The 22,579-nt window shown below is 54.2% G+C and carries 19 protein-coding genes; 14 read left to right on the top strand and 5 right to left on the bottom strand.

Translation table 11 applies throughout. The features are described from left to right. Positions 1-74 precede the first annotated feature (74 nt). The gene (locus ABSH60_RS16520; RefSeq protein ID WP_390974846.1) at positions 75-1,544 is read left to right on the top strand and encodes a fructuronate reductase; all 1,470 of its coding nucleotides are present in this window, start codon (positions 75-77) and stop codon (positions 1,542-1,544) included. Between the two features lie 59 nt (positions 1,545-1,603). Here the strand turns inward: ABSH60_RS16520 and ABSH60_RS16515 are convergent, their stop codons facing one another. Together ABSH60_RS16515 and ABSH60_RS16510 are read right to left on the bottom strand one after the other, a co-directional pair. Continuing rightward, positions 1,604-2,335 (bottom strand): GntR family transcriptional regulator, encoded by a 732-nt coding sequence (locus ABSH60_RS16515; protein WP_056778516.1) that lies wholly within the window; start codon positions 2,333-2,335, stop codon positions 1,604-1,606. Positions 2,336-2,575: 240 nt separating this feature from the next. Beyond that, positions 2,576-2,884, bottom strand: a complete 309-nt coding sequence (locus ABSH60_RS16510; protein ID WP_183846337.1) for a hypothetical protein — start codon at positions 2,882-2,884, stop codon at positions 2,576-2,578. Positions 2,885-3,100: 216 nt separating this feature from the next. Between ABSH60_RS16510 and ABSH60_RS16505 the strand changes: the two genes are divergently transcribed. The 8 genes from ABSH60_RS16505 to yejF all read left to right on the top strand — a co-directional run bounded on the left by ABSH60_RS16505 (position 3,101) and on the right by yejF (position 13,363). Next, positions 3,101-4,084: a GTP-binding protein gene (locus ABSH60_RS16505; RefSeq protein ID WP_390974844.1), complete on the top strand. Its 984-nt coding sequence runs from the start codon at positions 3,101-3,103 to the stop codon at positions 4,082-4,084. Between the two features lie 51 nt (positions 4,085-4,135). Continuing rightward, complete coding sequence (locus tag ABSH60_RS16500) at positions 4,136-4,849, top strand: phosphatase PAP2 family protein (RefSeq protein ID WP_390974842.1); 714 nt, start codon at positions 4,136-4,138, stop codon at positions 4,847-4,849. 428 nt (positions 4,850-5,277) lie between these two features. Further along, positions 5,278-5,853: a bifunctional murein DD-endopeptidase/murein LD-carboxypeptidase gene (gene mepS, locus ABSH60_RS16495; protein ID WP_390974840.1), complete on the top strand. Its 576-nt coding sequence runs from the start codon at positions 5,278-5,280 to the stop codon at positions 5,851-5,853. Positions 5,854-6,092: 239 nt separating this feature from the next. Next, positions 6,093-7,601: a cyclic di-GMP phosphodiesterase gene (locus ABSH60_RS16490; RefSeq protein ID WP_390974838.1), complete on the top strand. Its 1,509-nt coding sequence runs from the start codon at positions 6,093-6,095 to the stop codon at positions 7,599-7,601. Positions 7,602-7,797: 196 nt separating this feature from the next. Next, a complete protein-coding gene (locus ABSH60_RS16485; RefSeq protein WP_390974836.1) occupies positions 7,798-9,603 on the top strand; it encodes an ABC transporter substrate-binding protein in 1,806 nt (601 codons plus the stop codon). Between the two features lie 10 nt (positions 9,604-9,613). Then, positions 9,614-10,708, top strand: coding sequence for a microcin C ABC transporter permease YejB (yejB, locus tag ABSH60_RS16480; protein WP_390974834.1), 1,095 nt, complete (start codon positions 9,614-9,616; stop codon positions 10,706-10,708). Further along, positions 10,708-11,748, top strand: a complete 1,041-nt coding sequence (locus tag ABSH60_RS16475; RefSeq protein WP_390974832.1) for a microcin C ABC transporter permease — start codon at positions 10,708-10,710, stop codon at positions 11,746-11,748. Before yejB ends, ABSH60_RS16475 begins: the two co-directional genes overlap by 1 nt. 1 nt (position 11,749) lies before the next feature. Then, positions 11,750-13,363 (top strand): microcin C ABC transporter ATP-binding protein YejF, encoded by a 1,614-nt coding sequence (gene yejF / locus ABSH60_RS16470; protein WP_390974830.1) that lies wholly within the window; start codon positions 11,750-11,752, stop codon positions 13,361-13,363. A gap of 65 nt (positions 13,364-13,428) precedes the next feature. On the opposite strand, the gene ABSH60_RS16465 is transcribed toward yejF, so the two are convergent. After that, complete coding sequence (locus ABSH60_RS16465; protein WP_056778487.1) at positions 13,429-13,773, bottom strand: YejG family protein; 345 nt, start codon at positions 13,771-13,773, stop codon at positions 13,429-13,431. Positions 13,774-14,419: 646 nt separating this feature from the next. Between ABSH60_RS16465 and ABSH60_RS16460 the strand changes: the two genes are divergently transcribed. From ABSH60_RS16460 to ABSH60_RS16450, 3 genes are read left to right on the top strand one after another with little or no spacing between them, the layout of a single operon-like run. Beyond that, positions 14,420-15,037, top strand: coding sequence for a sugar dehydrogenase complex small subunit (locus ABSH60_RS16460; RefSeq protein WP_390974828.1), 618 nt, complete (start codon positions 14,420-14,422; stop codon positions 15,035-15,037). Beyond that, complete coding sequence (locus ABSH60_RS16455; protein WP_390974826.1) at positions 15,037-16,692, top strand: GMC oxidoreductase; 1,656 nt, start codon at positions 15,037-15,039, stop codon at positions 16,690-16,692. The genes ABSH60_RS16460 and ABSH60_RS16455 overlap by 1 nt, the downstream gene beginning before the upstream one ends. After that, positions 16,689-18,092, top strand: a complete 1,404-nt coding sequence (locus ABSH60_RS16450) for a c-type cytochrome (protein ID WP_390974824.1) — start codon at positions 16,689-16,691, stop codon at positions 18,090-18,092. Before ABSH60_RS16455 ends, ABSH60_RS16450 begins: the two co-directional genes overlap by 4 nt. A 63-nt stretch (positions 18,093-18,155) precedes the next feature. On the opposite strand, the gene ABSH60_RS16445 is transcribed toward ABSH60_RS16450, so the two are convergent. Together ABSH60_RS16445 and idnO are read right to left on the bottom strand one after the other, a co-directional pair. After that, the gene (locus tag ABSH60_RS16445) at positions 18,156-18,911 is read right to left on the bottom strand and encodes an SDR family oxidoreductase (RefSeq protein WP_136374936.1); all 756 of its coding nucleotides are present in this window, start codon (positions 18,909-18,911) and stop codon (positions 18,156-18,158) included. Positions 18,912-18,922: 11 nt separating this feature from the next. Next, positions 18,923-19,687 (bottom strand): gluconate 5-dehydrogenase, encoded by a 765-nt coding sequence (gene idnO, locus ABSH60_RS16440; RefSeq protein WP_183846327.1) that lies wholly within the window; start codon positions 19,685-19,687, stop codon positions 18,923-18,925. 206 nt (positions 19,688-19,893) lie between these two features. Between idnO and ABSH60_RS16435 the strand changes: the two genes are divergently transcribed. Together ABSH60_RS16435 and ABSH60_RS16430 are read left to right on the top strand one after the other, a co-directional pair. Then, complete coding sequence (locus ABSH60_RS16435; RefSeq protein ID WP_056778469.1) at positions 19,894-20,877, top strand: LacI family DNA-binding transcriptional regulator; 984 nt, start codon at positions 19,894-19,896, stop codon at positions 20,875-20,877. A 184-nt stretch (positions 20,878-21,061) separates the two neighbouring features. Then, complete coding sequence (locus tag ABSH60_RS16430) at positions 21,062-22,417, top strand: MFS transporter (RefSeq protein ID WP_136375806.1); 1,356 nt, start codon at positions 21,062-21,064, stop codon at positions 22,415-22,417. Positions 22,418-22,579: the final 162 nt, after the last annotated feature.

The raw sequence follows: 22,579 nt of genomic DNA, 5'->3' as shown, positions 1-22,579 counted from the left end.
AATTGAACTGACGGGTAAACAGCCCCAATTTGGCCTGACCAATTATTTATTTTCTGACTTGCCTGGAGTATTGCATGAAAACTATTGCCACAGCGTCCCTGCCCGCAGCCGTGTCATTGCCTGCTTACGACCGTGATGCGCTGAAAAGCCGTATTGTTCACCTCGGATTTGGCGCCTTCCACCGCGCCCACCAGGCGCTGCTGACCAACCGGGTGCTGAATTTACAGGGCGGCGACTGGGGCATCTGTGAAATCAGCCTGTTTGGCAATGAAAGCCTGATCAACGCGCTGCGTCAGCAAAATCACCTGTTCACCGTGCTGGAAAAAGGTGCAGAGGGAAATCAGGCCATTGTTGTCGGTTCCGCCCATGATTCGGTGCACGGCATCATTGACGGGCTGGAAGCGGTCATCGAAAAACTGGCGGAAGCGCAGGTGGCCATCGTGTCACTGACCATCACCGAGAAAGGGTATTGCATTGAGCCTGGCACCGGTGAACTGGATGTGCAAAACCCGAAAATCCAGCAGGATCTGGCAGGCGGTCAGGCACCCTGTACCGCGCCGGGTGTACTGGTTGAAGCATTACGCCTGCGCCATGAGCGCAATCTGCCTGGCTTTACGATTCTGTGCTGCGATAACATTCCGGAAAACGGTCTGGTTGTAAAAAATGCCGTTCTGGGCATGGCGAAAGCACGCTCCGCTGAGCTGGCGGAATGGATCACAGCGAACGTCTCTTTCCCGAGCACCATGGTGGATCGCATCGTTCCTGCCGCGACCGAAACGACTCTCGACGAGATCACCGAAGCGCTGGGCGGCATCACCGATCCCTGCGGAATCGCCTGTGAGCCATTCATTCAGTGGGTTGTGGAAGATGACTTTGTCGCCGGTCGTCCTGACTGGGAAAAAGCCGGGGCGCAGATGGTGTCCGACGTTCTGCCTTTCGAACAGATGAAACTGCGCATGCTGAACGGCAGCCACTCATTCCTGGCTTATCTGGGCTATCTGGCCGGTTATCAGCACATCAACGAGTGTATGGAAGATGCACATTACAAAACGGCGGCCCACCGTCTGATGTTGAAAGAACAGGCGCCAACGCTGAGCGTGGAAGGTGTCGATCTCAACGCCTATGCGGACAGCCTGATCGCACGTTACAGCAACCCTTCACTCAAGCACCGCACCTGGCAAATCGCGATGGACGGCACGCAGAAGCTTCCGCAACGTATGCTCGATTCTATCCGCTGGCATGTGAAAAATGGCGGTTCTTATGAACTGCTGGCGCTGGGCGTGGCGGGCTGGATGCGTTACATCAGCGGGACGGATGATGCGGGCCAGCCGATTGAGATTAAAGATCCGATGGCCGATACCTTAGCCAGCATCGTGGCCTCAACCGCAGACGGCGAAGAACGCGTAAAAGCCCTGCTGGCCCTGAATGCGGTGTTTGGCGAGCAACTGCCGCACGAAGACAAAGTGGTGCAGGCAATTCTGGCGGCTTATGCCGATCTGCAACGCGTGGGCGCGAAAAAAGCCGTGGCGAAGTACGTCAGCTAACCGTAAAAGAAGAGAAAACCACGGCTGCTGCGGCAGCCGTTTTTTATGCGGACGGGTCTTCAGTCGTTGAGTTCGGAGGGAACGGAGGAAAATAAGAAACCATCAAATGCGGGGTCATCCGCATCTGACACCTGCAACAACATGTCTTTCACGTTTTCCAGATGCTGCCACATCGCCTGCTTAGCCGCTTTTGGATCACGGCGCAGCACGGCCTGCAAAATGGTCTGATGATCCTGCAACCAGAGCTGGCTGTGGGTTTTCCCGACAACGTGCTGATGAATACCCAGCCACATCGGGCTGCGCTGGCGGATCAGCCACAAATCATCCACCAGTTTAACCAGAACGCTGTTCTGCGAGGCCTGCGCCAGCAAGCCGTGGAAACGCTGATCTTCCACATCATCTGAAACGCCGCGTTCAATACAATCGCGCTGGGCATCAATGGCATCGCGCATTTGCAGAATATCGGTTTTAGTGGCCTGCATAGCGGCAAAAGCGGCAATTTCCCCCTCCAGCAACTGCCGCGCCTGCAGCAATTCGAAGGGACCGTAACCGGTATCTGCCGTCTCTGTCGGGCTGTTTTCAGCAGGATGCAGCACATACACGCCGGAGCCCTTACGCACTTCCACCCATTTTTCCAGTTCCAGCATGATCAGCGCTTCCCGCACCACGCTGCGGCTGACAGAGAAGGATTCAGCAATTTCGCGTTCAGGCGGCAGACGGTCGCCGGGGGCATATTTCCCCGCATGGATATCACGGCGCAAATGGCCGCCAATCTCCTGATAAAGTCGCATAATCTTGCCCCTGTCGAACAATTGGTCTGACATCTGAAAAGACGGCAAGCCGCTGTCAGAATGCCTGAATTAAGAGGGAAAATTATAACATGCGGGGATAAGGCGAACAGAATGAGAACTGAAAACTGACGGCCCGATCAAAATTGGGCCTGCCAGTTTCCAGGGTGTCCGGCCAGAACGGTGTGATAAACAGGCGGCTCTGGACATTGCGCAGCGGAATTATTAAGTAAAACTTAACTGTCAGTTATAGGTCACCGTCATGAGGGTCAGACGGGGATCGTTTTTAATGTGCTCAGTGCTCACATGGCCCAGAGACAGCGGCAACGTATACGCCTGGGGTTGTGTCGCATCCAGAGTGCGGACCTGACTGACGGTCTTCCCGCCACGGTCACATTTGCTGGTAACCTTTTGATCACCGGTCGTAAAGCTGCATCCGCCATCGACAATGGCACCGTAAAAGTAAATCTTGCCGGTACTTCCGGCGCTGGCAAACTGCATCATCCCTGAGGCTAACAATCCCAAAAACAGTGTCCATCTGATGCTGTTCATGGTCATACCCTCATCTGTAAATTGGTTTTTTTTAATCATTGCGTAACTTCAATTTAACATTAATACATCTAACCGATTTCGCACTACGCAAACGAAAATATCGGAGGAAAAGCCATCAGAATTACGCGGTACTGAACAATAATCGGCACAATGCTGGATTTTCTTTAACGCCCATTGCACATTGTCCGGTGAATTTTTTTACAGAGGGATGCAGTCATGACCAAAACTAACCTGATTACCGGCTTTCTCGGCAGCGGTAAAACCACCACGCTGCGCCATTTATTGGCTCAAAAACCCGAAGGTGAAAAATGGGCGGTGCTGGTGAATGAGTTCGGTGAGATTGGCATCGATGGCGCGTTGCTCGCCGACAGCGGTGCCGTGCTGAAAGAAATTCCCGGCGGATGTATGTGTTGTGTGAACGGTTTGCCGATGCAGGTGGGGTTAAACATGTTGTTGCAGCAGGCGAAACCTGATCGCCTGTTGATCGAACCCACCGGTCTTGGGCATCCGAAGCAAATCCTGTCCCTGCTCAACTCTGAGGTTTACAACAACTGGATCACCCTTAACGCCACGTTATGCCTGATGGATCCTCGTCAGCTGAGCGATCAGCGGGTGATCGACAATGAAAACTTCCGCGACCAGCTGGCAGCCGCCGACGTGATCGTCGCGAATAAAGCCGATGTGGCGCAGGCGCAGGATAAACAGGCGCTGGAAACGTGGTTCGCCAATCATGGCGGCGGGCGTCAGCTGGTGGTTGCGTCGCAGGGCGCCATCGACCCTGCCCTGCTGGATTTGCCGCGTCTGAATCAGGTCACACTGCCGGAAGGTAAACATCATCATGCTCATGCCCCGCAACGCGGGCTGGCAGCGCTGAGCCTGCCGGGTAGCCAGCGCTGGCGCCGGGCGCTCAATCAGGCAGACGGCTATACCAGCTGTGGCTGGATATTTGATGGCGAAACACAATTTGATACCGCGGGCATACTCGACTGGGCGCGTCAGGCACCGGTAGATCGCGTGAAAGGCATCATGCGCATAAAGGAAGGAACGCTGCTGATAAACCGTCAGGGAGACGACCTGCATATTGAAACCAAACCGGCGGCGCCGTTAGACAGCAGAATTGAGCTTATTACACGAGATGTTGCGCAATGGAATGAACTACAATCACTCTTGTTGAAGGTTCGTTTAGGTTGTAAGGATTAAGTTAACGCTGACTAATTTATTCATTACCCTGCTAAGTATAGGTTAACATTTATGTGGCGCCGAAATATCCCCGCAATCCTGATACTCAACGTATTAGGCATTGCACTGTTTTTATCCTTTTATCTGCCAGCAAATCATGGTTTCTGGTTCCCGATTGATAAGTCGATTTTCTTCTTCTTCAATCAGCACCTGGCAACAGACCATTGGTTCCTGCATCTGGTGGCGGTAACCAATAACCGCGCCTTTGATGTTATTTCGCTGCTGGCGATGGGTGCCCTGTACCTGTGCTTCTTCCTGAAAGAGGATACCCGGGGGCGCCGCCGCCTGGTGATTATCGGGTTCGTGATGCTGCTGACCGCCGTGGTGCTTAACCAGCTGGGTCATTTGCTGCCGGTGAGCCATAAAAGCCCGTCGCTGAGTTTCCCGGATGTTAACCGTGTGAGTAAACTGACCGGCATTCCAACCAAAGATGCCTCTGCGGACAGCTTCCCCGGTGACCACGGCATGATGCTGATCATTTTCTCCTGCTTTATGCTGCGCTATCTGAGCAAGGGCGCTTTCGCTGTTGCCGTGCTGATCACCATTATCTTCTCGTTGCCACGCGTGATGATTGGTGCGCACTGGTTTACCGATATTGCGGTCGGTTCGATGTCCGTCGTGCTGGTAGGGGCCAGCTGGTGGCTGATGACGCCTGCCAGTGACATGCTGATTAACTGGCTGGAAAGAAAATTACCCGGTAATAAAATGCTTAGCAAAAACCCGTGATGCATTGATGCATATCATTTAATTATGGCTCGCCTGAAACTGAACGGCAGGCGGGCCATTTTTTAAGACAAATCCCAGATATACTTAGCTGAAAAAGGCCGTTGCAACCCGCTTGTGATGCGGTTTTAATCCAAATTAGCATAAAAATAACCCATCCTTTTTTACATCTTTACTTACATCGGCTTACATCACAATTTCTTATAAAAAATCTCATAATACCTCTCGCAATCCCCTATTCATTACGGTAATCTCCAATTCGCCTGCACAGAAATGTGGCAAAAACACCGGGTTTCAAGATAAAAACGTGCTCTGACGCACATTTTATCATTCCAGTGTTTGTCCCGACTGTGCGCGGCGGGTAGTCTCGCTTCGTTTGGCAATTTTAATAACGATTACATCGTTAAGGACAGCAAGGGATAACAACAATAATGGTCAAGTCTCAACCTTTTCTGAGATATATCACGCGGATAATTCCCGCGATTTGCGCAGCAATTATTCTCACTGCGTGTAGTGGTACACATTCTTCGAACACAGAAAACGCGCAAACTGATATGCGTGCAGTAAATGACAAAGACGGTCTTCTACTGCAAGCCTCTCAGGATGAATTCGAAGCAATGGTTCGCAGCGTCAACGTAAAATCCAAAATTATGGATCAGTATGCTGACTGGAAAGGCGTTCGTTATCGGTTAGGTGGTGACAGCAAGCGTGGTATCGATTGCTCAGCTTTCGTCCAGGTAACATTCCGCGAACAATTTGGTATGGATTTACCTCGTTCTACCTATGAACAGGAAGAGAAAGGCAAGAAAATCCAGCGCACGAAACTGCGTCCGGGTGATCTGGTTCTGTTCCGCGCAGGTTCGACAGGCCGTCACGTCGGTATTTATTTAGGTAACGATCAGTTTGTACATGCATCAACCAGCAATGGTGTGATGATTTCCAATCTGAAAGAGACTTACTGGAATACACGTTATCGTGAAGCAAGACGCGTTTTGGCTAACGGTTAACCGTTACCCCATGATTTAGCTCTTGTTGTTCTATGCCAAGCGAATAAAAAAACGTCATCTCCGGATGGCGTTTTTTTATGTCTGGAATAACCGGTAATAAAAAGCTGCTGTTTTTTTGGCTACGTTATACTTTGATTTCATCAGTCAAAAAAAGGGCTTCTCATATGGGGTTAAAAGCGGCGCTTACGCACAGCGTATTACCCAAACGCCGTTATTTGAAAAAAAGTCTTTTTTTCTCCGTGATATTTTTTATCTTATTTACCCTCATCACATTAAGCGTCATTAAAGCCAACAACTCCCTCGAACAAAATGAGATTGCCAAAAGAACCGGGCAATTCAGCAACCGCTATTTTCATCAGCTCACCGATACCATGCGCCGGGTGGGTTTACTGACGACCGAAAGCTGCGCGTCCGTTGCCAGTGAAATTAATCGGGATGCCGCTTTCAGTATCGGTGTGCGCGATTTCCAGCTGGTGCGCGACGGCATGGTGTATTGTTCGTCAGCCTCGGGAAACCAGCACGTTCCGGCCAATTCCACGCTGCATGGCATTGATTTCACCAAACCGATGGCCGTCAGCCTGCAAATGGGCACGCATGCGGTGCCCAACCGTCCGGTGATCATTGTCTGGCAGCGTAATGCGGGGTCATTTGATGACGGGGTGATCGCCACGCTGGAACTGACGCTGTCGCCTTATATGCTTTTTGCCCAGCCTGGTTCGGGTTATCGCGGATTTGCCCTGCTGGTCGGCGATGTGGCGCTGGTGTCCTCCCAGGAGGGGCTGATACCGGTCAGCCAGCTGCCGACCAGCCATTTCACGCAGATACAGGGGGGCGATTATCCTTTTACTATCCGCCTCTACTCCCCTTCCCTGACGGGCGACAACATCCGCTTTACCCTGCTCGGTGGTCTGCTGCTGAGCATACTGGTGTACGTGCTGATTTATCACAGCCTGCTTATCCGCCATAACGTCGAAAGAGAAATCCTGCGCGGGCTGAAAAACAAAGAATTCTTTGTTGAGTATCAGCCGGTGGTGGAAGCCCGCAGCATGAAAGTCACCGGAGTCGAGGCCCTGCTGCGCTGGCAGCATCCGATCGAAGGCCGCATTCCTCCTGACATGTTCATCAGCTATGCGGAAACTCAGGGGCTTATTGTCCCGCTGACCCAACATATGATGATGCTGGTCGCCGCTGATGCCCACGAACTGGCGCGCGCGTTTGCGGATAAAGCCAAGCTGAGCATCAATATTTCCCCGCACCACATGAATAAAGTCAGTTTTCATGATGACGTTTTAAACTTCATTGAGGCTCTGCCGGAAAATGCATTTCAGGTTGTGTTTGAAATCACTGAGCGGGGAATGATTGATACCGAAGGGGCGATGCGCGAGTTCAACTGGCTGCGCCGCCATAAGATTGAAATCGCCATTGATGATTTCGGCACCGGCCACAGCGCCCTGATCTATCTGGAAAAATTCACCCTCGACTACCTTAAAATCGACCGGGGTTTTGTCATGTCGATTGATCAAAAGACCCTGATTGCGCCGGTGCTTGATACCGTGCTCAGGCTGACTGAGGAACTGAAACTCAAAACGGTGGCCGAAGGCGTGGAAACCCACCAGCAGGCTGAGTATCTGAGAAACCACGGTGTGACCTATTTGCAGGGTTTTTTGTACAGCAAACCGCTGAGTGTCACCGCGCTTCTGGCGTTTACCCGTGACTTCAATGAAAAAGAGGCCTGTTATCACATCTGAACCGCCACCGGTGGCGGTCTGCCGCATTATTTTTCTTTTAGGCGTCTGTCGCTGAATATGATAAAAAGGCCGAAATCAGGGAAAGTGCCAAAAACTGGCGCGTTACAAGGCCTTAGCCATTCATTGATCATCACTGAACGACAGCCCGCGCGTAAGCCGCATCTTGCTGTTGTCATCACAGGAGTGCAGATTCAGGATGTTATCTCGCGTTTTTGCCGCAGCGTTATGCCTGCTGAGCCTCGGTGCTCAGGCTGAAGTTATTCAGGACAGTTATGCGTTCGCGATTCTGGGCGAACCCAAATACGTGTCCAACTTCAGCAGTTTTGATTACGTCAATTCCGCTGCACCTAAGGGTGGACAAATCACGCTCGCCGCCATCGGCACCTACGATAACTTCAACCGTTTCGCCTCACGCGGTAACCCGGCCATACGCAGCGGCTCTCTCTATGACAGCCTGTTCACCACCTCCAGCGATGAAATCGGCAGCTATTACCCGCTGATTGCCGACTCCGCCCGCTACGACAGCGAGTACCGCTGGGTCGAAGTGGATATCAACCCGCGCGCCCGTTTTAACGACAACACGCCGATCACCGCCAGCGACGTCGCCTTCTCTTTTACGAAATTCATGACCGAGGGCGTGCCGCAGTTCCGCGTGGTGTATAAAGGCGTCGAAGTGAAAGCCATTTCACGTCTGACCGTGCGCATCGTACTGCCAAAGCCGGATAAAGACATGATGCTCGGCCTGCTCGGTTTACCGATCCTGCCGCAGGCATTCTGGGAAAAACACAAATTCAACCAGCCGCTGAACACCCCGCCGCTGGGCAGCGGGCCTTACCGCATCAGCGATTACAAACTCGGGCAGTACATCACTTATTCCCGTGTGCCGGACTACTGGGCGGCCAATTTGCCGGTCAACCGTGGCCGCTATAATTTCGACACCATCCGCTACGACTATTACCTCGACGACAATGTGGCTCTGGAAGCCTTTAAATCCGGCGCGTTTGATTTCCGCATGGAAAGCTCGCCGAAAAACTGGGCGACGCAATATCAGGGCGGCAATTTCAGCAAAAACTTTATCGTCAAAGCCGATGAGGAAAATCAGGCGGCACAGGATACGCGCTGGCTGGCGTTCAACATTCATCGCCCGCAATTTGCTGACCGCAAGGTGCGCGAAGCTATAACGCTCGCTTTCGATTTTGACTGGATGAACAAGGCACTCTATTTCGGTGCCTATCAGCGGGTGGACAGTTATTTTCAAAATACCGAATATGCCGCCAAAGATTATCCGAACTCGGCTGAACTGGCCTGGCTCGGGCCGCTGAAAAATAAAGTGCCCGCAGAAGTCTTTACCACCTTGTATCAGCCGCCGCGTTCTGACGGTAGCGGCAATGACCGCACCAGCCTGCTCAAAGCCACCGCGCTGCTTAAAGAAGCGGGCTGGGAAGTGAAAAATCAGGTGCTGGTCAACAGCAAAACCGGCAAGCCGTTGACGTTTGAGTTACTGCTGCCAGCTGGCGGGAACGCGCAATACGTCTTGCCGTTCCAGCATAATTTGCAGCGGCTGGGCATTCAGATGTCGATCCGTGAAGTGGATAACTCGCAGTTCGTGCGCCGTATGCGCCAGCGTGATTACGACATGCTGCCGACCGTTTATCCCGCCACGTCGTACCCGAGCAGCGATCTGCAACTTTACTGGAATACCCGGTTCCTGGATTCGACCTACAACAAGTCTGGCGTGAGCGATCCGGCTATCGACAAACTGACCGATGAAATCGCCGCCAACCAGGGCAAACCCGAGGCATTGCTGTCGCTGGGCCATGCGCTGGACCGCGTACTCACCTGGAATATGCTGATGATCCCGATGTGGTACACCCATCACGAGCGTTATGCGTACTGGGATAAATTCTCAATGCCAGCCATCACCCCGTCCAACGGAATGGAGCTCGATACCTGGTGGTACGACGTTAACCGCGCAGCCCGTTTACCTGCGCAACGCCGCTGAGGAGCCTGCTGTGGCCGCCTATCTGTTAAGACGACTACTCCTGATGATCCCGACGCTGTGGGCGATCATTACCATCAACTTCTTCATCGTGCAGATTGCGCCCGGTGGCCCGGTTGATCAGGCGATTGCCGCCATTGAGATGGGGCATTCCGGCGGGCTTCCCGGTGCAGGCGGAGATACCGGTAATGGCAAAGCCTCGCCGGGCGTCGCCCAGTTTGGCGAAGGCCAGTACCGTGGCGCGCGCGGGCTGGATCCTGAAGTCATCGCTGAAATCACCCGGCGCTTCGGTTTTGATAAGCCGCTGCATGTGCGCTACTTCGAGATGCTTGCAAATTACGTGCGCTTTGATTTCGGCGACAGCCTGTTCCGGGGCTCCTCGGTCATGGGGCTGGTGAAAGGCGCGCTGCCGGTCTCCGTCAGCATTGGCTTATGGAGCACGCTGATTATCTATATGGTGTCGATTCCACTGGGTATCCGTAAAGCGGTGCGTAACGGTACGAAGTTCGATAACTGGAGCAGTTCACTGATTATTATCGGTTACGCCGTTCCCTCGTTCCTGTTTGCCATTCTGCTGATTGTGCTGTTCACCGGCGGCAGCTACCTCGACTGGTTCCCGCTGCGCGGTCTGACCTCGCCGAATTTCGATACCCTGCCCTGGTACGGCAAAGTCACCGATTACCTGTGGCATATCACGCTGCCGGTGGTGGCGACGGTGATCGGCGGATTTGCCACCCTGACCATGCTGACCAAAAACTCCTTTATGGATGAAGTCGGTAAACAGTATGTGGTGACCGCCCGCGCCAAAGGGCTGAACGAGAAGCAGATCCTGTACCGCCATGTGTTTCGCAACGCGATGCTGCTGGTGATCGCCGGTTTTCCGGCCATTTTCATCACCATGTTCTTTACCAGTTCCCTGATGATTGAAGTGATTTTCTCATTGCAGGGGTTAGGCCTGCTGGGCTATGACGCCATCGTCCAGCGCGATTTCCCGGTGATGTTCGGCACGCTTTATATTTTCACACTGATCGGCCTGCTGCTGAACATCATCAGCGATCTGACCTACACGCTGGTTGACCCGCGTATCGACTTTGAGGGCCGACACTGATGCCACGTCATTTAAGCACGGTGAACCAGGCGCGCTGGGCGCTTTTTCGTCAGAACCGCCGCGGTTTCTGGTCATTGTGGATTTTCCTGGTGGTGTTCACGCTGGCCCTGCTTTCTGACGTACTGGCCAACGACAAACCGCTGCTGGCGCGCTATCAGGGGCACTGGTATGTGCCTTTCATGATGAACTACAGCGAAACCACCTTTGGCGGCGAACTGGAAACACCGACCGATTATCAGGATCCGTTCGTGCTTAAACAGCTAGAAGATCACGGCTGGGTGCTCTGGGCACCGATCCGCAGCAGTTTTAAGTCGATTAATTTTGCCACCACACAGCCCTTCCCTTCCCCGCCCTCGGCAGAAAACTGGCTGGGCACGGACAGCAACGGGCACGATGTGCTGGCGCAAATTCTTTACGGCCTGCGGATTTCACTGTTCTTCGGCATTTTTCTCACCGCGCTGACCTCCGTCATCGGGGTCATGGCCGGCGCCGTACAAGGCTATTACGGCGGCATGATTGACTTGCTCGGCCAGCGTTTTATCGAAGTGTGGTCAGGCATGCCCACGCTCTATCTGATCATCATTCTGGCAAGCGTGGTGCAGCCAAGTTTCTGGTGGCTGCTGTTGATCAGTATTCTCTTCGGCTGGATGGCGCTGGTCAGCGTGGTGCGCGCGGAATTCCTGCGCACCCGAAATTTTGACTACATTCGTGCGGCGCAGGCAATGGGCGTCAGCGACCGGTCCATTATGCTGCGGCATATGCTGCCGAATGCGATGGTCGCCACCCTCACCTATTTGCCCTTTATTTTGTGCGGGTCGATAACGTCTCTGACCTCACTGGATTTCCTCGGTTTTGGCCTGCCGCTCGGTTCGCCCTCTCTCGGCACGTTACTGATGGAAGGCAAAAACAACTTACAGGCCTCGTGGCTGGGCATCAGCGCGTTCGTGGTGCTGGCCTCGTTGCTGTCTCTGCTGATTTTCATTGGTGAAGCGGTACGCGACGCCTTTAATCCGTCCGCACAACATCATGAGGCGCGCTGAGATGACAGACACTCCTCTTTTACACATTAAAAATCTCAGCGTGGCCTTTCGTCAGGCCGGTGAAGCGCGCGAAGTGGTGAGCGATGTGTCGCTGACTCTCCGCGCCGGAGAAACGCTGGCGCTGGTGGGCGAATCAGGCTCCGGCAAAAGTGTCACGGCGCTGTCAGTGCTGCGCCTGTTGCCCTCGCCGCCGGTGATGTATCCGCAGGGCGACATTCTGTTTGCCGGAAAATCCTTACTCCACGCGGATGAAAGTACGCTGAGAAGTATTCGCGGCAACCAGATTTCGATGATCTTTCAGGAACCGATGGTGTCGCTCAACCCGCTGCATACCCTTGAAAAACAGCTCGCCGAAGTGCTGATGTTGCATCGCGGGTTACGCGGTGAGGCAGCACGCAACGAGATCGTCCGTTGTCTTGACCGGGTAGGTATCCGTCAGGCCGCCTCGCGCCTGAAAGATTTCCCGCACCAGCTTTCCGGCGGTGAACGCCAGCGGGTGATGATTGCGATGGCGGTGCTGACCCGGCCAAAACTGCTGATTGCCGATGAACCGACTACCGCGCTGGACGTGTCGGTGCAGGCGCAGATTTTATCGCTGCTCGATGAGCTGAAGCAGGAAATGGGCATGGCAATGCTGTTTATTACCCACAATCTGCGTATCGTGCGCCGCCTGGCAGATAACGTCGCGGTGATGCAGCATGGCCGCGTGGTGGAGCAGCAACCGCGCGCCAGCCTGTTCAGCCAGCCGCAGCACCCGTACACGCGCCAGCTTTTGCAGGCCGAGCCACAGGGCCGCCCGCAGCCGCTGACGGGCGAGCCGCCGGTTCTGCTGGAGGTGAAAAATCTTGCGGTTGGATTTCCGGTCAAACGCGGTCTGCTGCGCCGCACAGTGAGCATCAAACATGCCGTGAGTCAGGTCAGTTTCCGGCTTCGTCGTGGGGAAAGTCTCGGCGTGGTGGGCGAATCCGGTTCAGGGAAAAGCACCACCGGGCTGGCGCTGCTGCGCCTGCTGAAGTCACAGGGTGAAATCTGGTTCGACGGGCAGCCGCTGCATACTTTTTCGCGTCAGCAAATGCTGCCCTTTCGCAGCCGGATCCAGGTGGTATTTCAGGATCCCTTTTCGGCGCTGAACCCGCGTTTCACCGTCGGGCAAATCATTGCCGAAGGCCTGCTGGTACACCGGAAAGTGAGCGCCGGAGAGCGTGAAAAAGAGGTGATCCGCGCCATGGAAGACGTGGGGCTGGATCCGCAATCCCGTCACCGTTACCCGACTGAATTCTCCGGGGGCCAGCGTCAGCGCATCGCCATCGCCCGCGCCCTGATTTTACAGCCGGAAATGCTGATTCTGGATGAGCCTACGTCGTCGCTGGATAAATCGGTGCAGGCGCAGATCCTGGCAATCCTCAGCGAGCTGCAACAGCGTCGCGGCCTGACCTATCTGTTCATCAGCCATGATTTGCACGTCGTGCGCGCACTCTGTCATCAGCTGATGGTGTTACAGAATGGGGAAGTGGTGGAACAGGGAGACTGTGAGCAGATTTTCAACGCACCGCAGCAGGCTTATACGCGGGAGTTGCTGGCCGCATCGGATGCGTTTGATACGCCGGTGGTGTGAAGCGGTTACGCCTGGAATAGCGAACGGGCGGGACGACGCGCCTGACAGGGGAACACGTCAGGCGGTCAGAACGGATAGAGTGCGGTAATCGATTCGGCGATGGCCGCGCCAATATTTTTCAGGCAACAGAGCGTGGCGCTTTCATCTTCGCGATGCACGAACAGACAAGGCTCACCGTCGATTTCAACGATCGCGGCTTTCACCTGAATATCTTCCAGCGCATTAGTCAGCTGGTGCATCACCTGCCAGGCAAACTCACCTTCATGACTGAGCAATTTCAGGCCAATCAGATTGTTATCTTCATCGTTGCCAGGCAGCGGAATCGGTTCAACTTTGATACCGGCAAAACCTGACATCCAGCGATAACTTTGCGGCAAACGGTGTACTACCGAAAGTTGGATATTATTCACGGGATTCCCCAGATAATGATTTATACACTTCACCTGCAAATGCGTAACATCTATACCAGTTATAGACGACAGACGCCGCTTTGCCCAATTAATGCTCAAATCATTAACATTAAATTAACGTAATCAAAAGCCAGCCAGCTGACAGTAGCCTTGTTTTGTCTGCTCCCGACGTTTGTGGGAGCCAGATCTCATTTTGGCTTCTTTGTAACCTTTTTCGCCTTATTTAACAACCATTTTAAGCATTGGTGGCTACTTTTTAACTTCTATTTGTTTACATAAAATTTACATATGGCGTGAGTGCTTAAAAATAAGCGGCAGATTAACTTATTACTTATCAGTCACATATATGTTATTCGCAGTAAAAAAATGTGTGAGGCTGTCAGCTATTTCATTGTGAAATGAACCATCTGGTTACAGCTTTCAGCGCGGCGCATAATACGTTAAATTCGTGATCTAATGTTAATAAATCCGCACAATTTGTTTGCACAAAACCCCTATTATTGGCTTATCATCCGCATCGTTATTACTGATATCACCTGTCAGGATGAAAGCCTCCCGCCTTAACCTTCTGATAAATATCACTAAAAGTCATTTTATTACGCATTCCTGAGTCATTTGGCTCACACCCAACCCAGCGAGAAATGAGATGGAAAACGATCCTTCAATCATGGAAAGCAATGTCACTGCCAATGGAACCGGTTTCAGTCGTCGTCAACTGCTGAAAGGTTTAACCTCCGCAATGGTTGCCAGCACCCTGCTCGGCTTTCCGTTCCTGAGCCTGGCTGAAAAAGAGACGGCCACCGCGTCGCCGGTTATTTTCGGTCAGTTCTACCTGATCTCTCAGGCCATCACAGAACATAAAAATATCAGCGAAGGTGCTTCCGCGCAGATTTTCAACGCGTTCCACCGCTCGCATCCGGATTTCGCCGCGCAGGTCACTCAGCTGCATGCGCTGGTCAAACCGGGGCAATCCGCCAAAGCCTTGCAGGAAGCCGCACGCCAGCAAGGCCTGGGTGATCTGGTGACACTGATCGTCACCGCCTGGTACACCGGCACAGTCGGTCATGGTACCGATTCCATTTTAATATCCTATAAAGATGCACTGATGTATCGCCCGGTAAGCGACGGCCTGATCGTGCCGACTTACTGCGGTAACGGTCCGCTGTACTTCACCGCTGCGCCGCCTGACACCGCAATGCCTGAATCCATGAACGCCGACCGTTTTACCAACCTTTCTGAATCTGCTGATGTGAGCAAAGCCTGATGAAAAAACCCGAATTTACCGCAGACGGCGATGCGTCTGCTGATGTGATCGTTGTCGGTTCCGGCGTCGTGGGCGGCATGATTGCCGATCAGCTGGTCAGCCAGGGCTATTCCGTACTGGTGCTGGAAGCCGGCCTGCGCATTGAACGTGCGCAGGCCGTGGAGAACTGGCGCAATATGCCGTTCGACAACCGTGCCGGTTCTGATTTCCAGGGACTTTACCCGCAGTCAGAAAACGCCCCCGCGCCGCTCTATTTCCCGGAAAATAACTATGTCCATCTGACCGGCCCGAGCGCGGGCAGCTTCAAGCAAGGCTATCTGCGCACCGTTGGCGGCACCACCTGGCACTGGGCGGCGTCCTGCTGGCGTCACGTTCCTAACGATTTCAAAATGAAAACGTTATACGGCGTGGGTCGTGACTGGCCGATTTCCTATGATGAACTCGAACCTTATTACTGCCGCGCAGAAGAAGAAATTGGCGTAGCAGGCCCGAATGATCCGGCGTTGCAATCCCCTTCCGAGCGCAGCAAACCCTATCCGATGGAGCAGGTGCCGTACGGTTACGGCGATACCCGTTTCGCTGAAATCGTTAACCCGCACGGTTACCGTTCGGTGCCGATCCCGCAGGGCCGCAGCACCCGCCCGTGGAACGGTCGCCCGACCTGTTGCGGTAACAACAACTGCCAGCCCATCTGCCCGATCGGTGCCATGTATAACGGTATTGCCCACGTGGAACGCGCTGAGAACAAAGGTGCCGTGGTACTGGCCGAAGCGGTGGTCTACAAAATCGACACCGATGAAAACAACAATGTGACCGCCGTTCACTGGCTGGACAGCGACAAAAAATCGCATAAAGCCACCGGTAAAGTGTTCGCACTGGCCTGTAACGGTATCGAAACCCCGCGTCTGCTGCTGATGGCAGCTAACGAAAAGAACCCGAACGGGATTGCCAACTCGTCCGATCACGTTGGCCGTAACATGATGGATCACTCCGGTTTCCACTGTACGTTTATCGCCAAAGAACCCCTGTGGATTGGCCGTGGTCCGGCGCAGAGCAGCTGCCTGGTCGGCCCCCGCGATGGCGATTTCCGCAAAGATTATTCTGCTAACAAAATGATCCTCAACAATATCAGCCGCGTGATCCCGGCGACGTCGAAAGCGTTGCAGATGGGGCTGGTGGGGAAAGAGCTGGATGAAGAGATCCGCCGCCGTTCCATCTTTGGCGTGGATTTGTCCATCAGCCTGGAACCGCTGCCGGATCCGAATAACCGCCTGACCCTGAGCACCACCCGTAAAGATCCGCACGGTCTGCCGTGCCCGGACATTCATTACGACGTCGGTGATTACGTGCGTAAAGGTGCCGAAGCCGCGCACAAACAGCTGGAACACATCGGTTCCCTGTTTATGGCGGAAGAATTCAACATCACCACCAGCCTGAACGCCAACAACCACATCATGGGCGGCACCATCATGGGCAGCGATCCGAAGGATTCCGTGGTCAACGGTGAATGCCGTGCGCATGACCACGCTAACCTGTGGTTGCCGGGCGGCGGTGCGATCCCGTCTTCCAGCGTGGTGAACAGTACGCTGACCATGGCCGCACTGGGCCTGAAAGCGGCGGATGACATGGCGAAAAAACTGGCAGGTGCAGCATGAAAAAAATCCTTGTTGCCTGCCTGTTAAGTGCTTCGGTTTGCGGATTCGCTTCGGCACAAGACAATCAGGCGGAGCTTATCCGTCAGGGTCAGGAAGTGGCGACAGCCGCTGACTGTCAGGCCTGTCATACCGCGCCGGAAGGCGGTAAGCCGTTTGCCGGTGGCTATGAAATCCACTCGCCGATGGGCACGATTTATACCACCAACATCACACCGTCGAAGCAGTTTGGTATCGGCAATTACACCGAAGAACAGTTTACCCGCGCGGTGCGTGCAGGCGTTCGTCCGGATGGGGCAAACCTCTATCCGGCCATGCCTTACACCTCTTACAGCCATATGAGCGATGCCGACATGCACGCGCTGTATGTCTACTTCCTGCAAGGGGTGAAGCCGGTCGAGCAACCGAATACTGAAACCGCCCTGCCGTTCCCGTTCAACATGCGTATTGCGATGGCGGGCTGGAACATGATGTATCTCGACAGCACGCCGTTTAAGCCGGATCCGTCGAAAAGCGAGCAATGGAACCGCGGCGCGTATCTGGTCAACGGTGCCGGTCACTGTGATACCTGCCACACGCCACGTAACCTGATGATGGGTTCAGTGACCGATAAACCGCTGGCGGGCGGCATGGTCGGCCCTTGGTATGCACCGAACATCAGTTCTGATCCGGTCAGCGGTATCGGCAACTGGTCGCAGGCTCAGCTGGTGGAATACCTGAAAACCGGCCGTACCGCCGGGAAAAATCAGGCGGCAGGCGGCATGGCAGAAGCGGTGCAAAACAGCCTGCAATACATGTCTGACACGGATCTGAACGCGATTGCCTTCTACCTGAAAAACAGCACACCGGTGCGCGACCCGCGGGATACGCAGGCAGCGGATACTTTCGGTAAGCCGGTAAACGTGGAAGAAGGCCTGCGCGGCGCGCATCCGTATAACGCGAACAAAACCATCGATAACGGTGCGGCCTTGTTCAGCGGTTATTGCGCCAGCTGTCATCAGCCGGATGGCTCCGGCAGCAAGAATCAGGCGTACCCGTCGCTGTTCAACAATACCGCTACCGGTCTGGGCAACGCGTCAAACCTGATTTCCGCCATTTTGTACGGCGTGGATCGCCAGGTCGGCGACCATCATGTGCTGATGCCGAAATTTGGCGTGGGTTCGTATGTCGGTCAGCTCGACGATCAGCAGATTGCCGATATCTCCAACTACGTGCTGAAGAACTACGGCAACGCGGGTGTGCAGGTTAACGCGCAGGATGTCGCGGTGTTACGCGCCGGCGGGCCGGTCACATTGCTGGCAAAACTCCAGCCGTTCATGGCGCCGGCGATGGTGGCAGGCGTGGTGATTCTGCTGGTGCTGATTTTCTGGCTCGGACGCAAACGCAAAGCGAAAGCGGCGTAATTCGTTCAATGCAATGCAAAACGGCCCTGCTTAAGGGCCGTTTTTTTATGTCAGAAACTCAGCTTACCCTCTGCCCACCAGCGGCATCGCGCTCGCCATTACGGTCATGGTCAGCACGTTAGTATCAAGCGGCAAACCGGCCATAAATGCCACCGCCTCACCGACACGTTCCACCGGGATCACCGGTTCTTCGGCGATATGCCCGTCGGCCTGCATTCTGCCCGCCAGCGCTTTATTGCCCATATCCGTCGCCGCATTGCCGACATCAATCTGCCCGCAGGCAATATTGAACGCGCGCCCATCCAGCGCGGTGGATTTGGTCAGACCGGTAATGGCGTGTTTGCTGGCGGTGTACGGCGCAGAATTCGGGCGCGGCGACTGCGCCGAAATCGAGCCGTTGTTGATGATGCGCCCACCCTGCGGCGATTGCTGTTTCATCAGTTTTACCGCCGCCTGCGTACATAAAAATACGCCGGTCAGATTGGTGTTGATCACCGACAGCCAGTCTTCCACCGGCAGTTCGTCGATGGGCACATCCTTCACATTGTTACCGGCGTTATTGAACAGCACATCCAGCCGACCGAAGGTTTCCTGAATATCCTGAAACAGCGCGGCGACCGACTGCGGGCTGGTAACGTCCAGTTGCCGCGCCACCGCCTGCCCCGCTGCAAATAACTTCACCGCCTGATCCAGTTTTTCTTTATTGCGCCCGGCCAGGATTACGGTAAAACCGATCGCTTCCAGCGCCTTCGCGGCACTCAGGCCAATGCCGCTCCCGCCGCCGGTGACTAAAGCAATTTTCGCGTTTTCTGTGCTCATCTCGCTTCCTTCTACACCGCGGCCAGCATGCCGCCATCAATGAATAAAAGATGCCCGTTGACGAAATCTGAGGCCCGGGATGACAGATAAACTGCGCCGCCGACCAGCTCTTCCGGGTTACCCCAGCGCGCTGCCGGTGTGCGTTTACACAGCCAGTCGGAGAACTCTTTGTTATCCACCAGCGCCTGCGTCATGTCGGTTTTGAAATAGCCCGGCGCGATGCCGTTCACCTGAATATTGTAGCGCGCCAGCTCAACACACATGCCGCGGGTCAGCATTTTCACCGCCCCCTTTGACGCGGCGTAAGGCGTGATGGTGTCGCGGCCCAGCTCGCTTTGCATCGAACCGATATTGATAATTTTGCCGCGCTCGCGCGGGATCATGTAACGCGCCACTGCCTGAGAAACCAAAAACACGGATTTCTGATTCACGGCGATCACGTCGTCCCAATCTTTTTCCGGAAACTCGGTGAATTTGTGACGGCGCTGGATCCCGGCGTTATTGATCAGCACATCGATCGGTCCGATGGTGCTTTCAATGTGATCAATCGCCTGATTCACCGCCTGACTGCTGGTGACATCAAACGCAACGGCATGGGCGATAAAACCTTCCGCCCGCAGGGCTTCCGCCGCCTTTTGCGTGGACGCCTGCTGGGTACCGTTGACGATAATTTCAGCGCCGTGCTGCGCCAGCCCTTTCGCCAGCAGGAAACCCAGACCGCGCGTGGATCCGGTGACCAGTATCTTTTTGTTATCCAGTGAGAAGAGATTTGTCATAGCATTGGCCTTATGGAGGAAGCGGTTCGAAGCGTTAGCCACACTACAACGTTTTAGGCGCGGGCAAACTGTGATGCAGATCACTTTGAAGGATGTTAAAAAACGCTGTTACCCTTCGTGTGATCATCATCATTTTGATAACAATTCACGGCGCTTTCTGTTTCAATAATCAGGACTATTTGCAGGCACAACCAGGAACATTCCGCATGAGAAATCAGCGCGTGACACTACAGGATATCGCCCAACTGGCAGATGTGACCAAGATGACGGTCAGTCGTTTTCTGCGCACGCCGGAAAAGGTGTCTCCTGAAACCCGCGAGCGCATCACCAGGGTGATGGAGGAAGTGGGATATCCGCTGGAAGAGGCGCGGGGACCGGCCAAAGCGCCGCGCATCGGCATTCTTGTGCCGTCGTTCAATAATCAGATCTTCTCCGATTTGCTGGCCGGTATTGAATCGGTGACCTCGGCACAGGGCTACCAGACGCTGGTGGTCAATTATGATTACAGCAAAGAGCGCGAAGAAGAGCACATCATCAACCTGCTGGGTTATCAGCTGGCGGGGCTTATCCTGACGGATTCCGTCCATACGCTGAAAGCCGATAAGTACCTGAATGCGGCGGATATTCCCGTGGCGCAGGTGATGGATCTGGATGATACCCATGGCCGGATCGCCGTAGGGTTTGACAATCAGCAGGCCGGCTACGACATGGCCACCACGCTGCTCGCCAGCGGCAAACAGCATGTGGTCTATTTCGGCTCGATGTCTGATGCCCGCGATCAGAAACGTTATCAGGGATATTGCCGCGCCATGAATGAACGCGGGCTGACGCCGGTGCATATCACGCCAAATAAAGTCTCGTCGGTGTCTATTGGCGCAGGCATGCTGGCAATGGCGCGCCAGCTGGATCCGCAAACCAATGCCATCTTATGCACCAATGACGATATTGCGGTCGGCGTGTTACAGGAATGCCTGAAATTAGGCATCCGCGTACCGCAGGACATGGCGATTTCCGGTTTCCACGGGCTGGATATCGGGCTGGCCACCACGCCGCTGCTGGCCAGTGTCATCACGCCGCGCTTTGAAATGGGCAAAGTGGTGTCTGAAATATTACTTAAAAAAATCAATAACCTGCCCACCATTGAGCGGGTCGATTTGCACTACCGCATCTCGCTTGGCGGCACCATTTAACCGGGTATTCCCTCTTCTTTTGCCCTGTCCTCCTTCGTTTATCCACGCCTGAAATAAGGCGTGGGATCACGTAAGAAGTAACACCTTTTCTTAACATAATTCAACGTGACTCATGTCACGAAATACTTTCCTCAAAATGCTTTTATTAGGGCATCGCCTGATACCCCTACACAGAGGAAAGAATATGAATAATAAGATTCCTAAGGCCCGCTGGTTACGCGTCATCGCTCCCATCCTTATCGCCTGTATTATTTCTTTCATGGACAGGGTTAATATCAGTTTCGCCATGCCGGGCGGAATGGACGCTGAATTAGGCATTACCGCATCAATGGCCGGTCTGGCCGCCGGTATATTCTTTATCGGGTATTTATTCCTGCAGGTTCCGGGCGGCAGCCTGGCGGTTCACGGCAGCGGACGTAAGTTTATCGCCTGCTCGCTGATTGCCTGGGCGGTGATCTCCATCCTGACCGGCTTTATTACCAATCAATATCAGTTGCTGTTCCTGCGCTTTGCGCTGGGTGTGGCCGAAGGCGGGATGCTGCCGGTGGTGCTGACCATGGTCAGCAACTGGTTCCCGGATAAAGAACGTGGCCGCGCCAATGCGTACGTGCTGATGTTCGCGCCGCTGGGCGGAATGATCACCGCGCCGCTGTCCGGCCTGATTCTGGATACACTCGACTGGCGCTGGTTGTTCATCATTGAAGGTGCATTGTCTTTCGTGGTGATGATTTTCTGGTGGTTCACCATCAGCGACCGTCCGGAAGAAGCCAAATGGCTGTCAGAGCGTGAACGCGACTATCTGGTCACCGAGCTGAACCGCGAACGCGACGCCCTGCGGGCGCTGGCGCCGGTGAACAATGCGCCGCTCAAAGAGGTGTTCCGCAACGGTTCTATCGTCAAATTGATCATCATTAACTTCTTCTATCAGACCGGGATCTACGGTTACACCCTGTGGCTGCCGACTATTCTGAAAAACCTCACCGGCGGCGACATGAGCTCGGTGGGTATGCTGGCGATTATCCCTTACGTGGGCACCATGCTGGGGATCCTGGCGATGTCGGTGATGTCCGATAAAACCGGTAAACGCCGGATGTTTATCGCCCTGCCGCTGTGTGGTTTTGCAGCCTGTCTGGCGGCGTCGGTGGCATTCGGCCATAACATCATGGCGGCCTACGGTTTCCTGGTAGGTGCCGGTTTCTTCCTGCAAGCCGCCACCAGCGCCTTCTGGACCATTCCGGGCAAAGTGACCACGCCGGAAGTGGCAGGCAGCGCGCGCGGTGTGATTAACGGTCTGGGGAATTTAGGGGGCTTCTGCGGGCCGTATCTGGTCGGCGTACTGGTCAGCCTGTACGGTCAGAGCACCGCGATTTACGCGCTGGTGGCGTCGTTACTGATTGCCGCAGCGGTCACCACGTTACTGCCGAAAGAGTGCGACATGGCGCTTATCCCCGGCGCGAAAGCCAAAGCGATGGCGGATGAATATGCCCGGATGCGGATAAGCCGCAAGACGAAAAGCATAAATACGCCCATTGCCGGTTGATCATTACGTCGCCCTGATGCAGAGGTCATTCGTATAAATGATAATGATTATTCAGGTAAGCATTATTATTGGTGAAGTAAAGTCAAATTTTTAGACTTTATATAATACGCGGTTAAATTTTGTACTAATCTCTGATCGTAAGTCCTTCGCAGTTAACTTTAC

The organism is Rahnella sp. R3(2024) (genome assembly GCF_042920125.1).
GTDB classification, from domain to species: domain Bacteria; phylum Pseudomonadota; class Gammaproteobacteria; order Enterobacterales; family Enterobacteriaceae; genus Rahnella; species Rahnella rivi.
The sequence above is the reverse complement of the archived record's forward strand: the minus strand, read 5'-3'. Positions and strand labels throughout refer to the sequence as shown.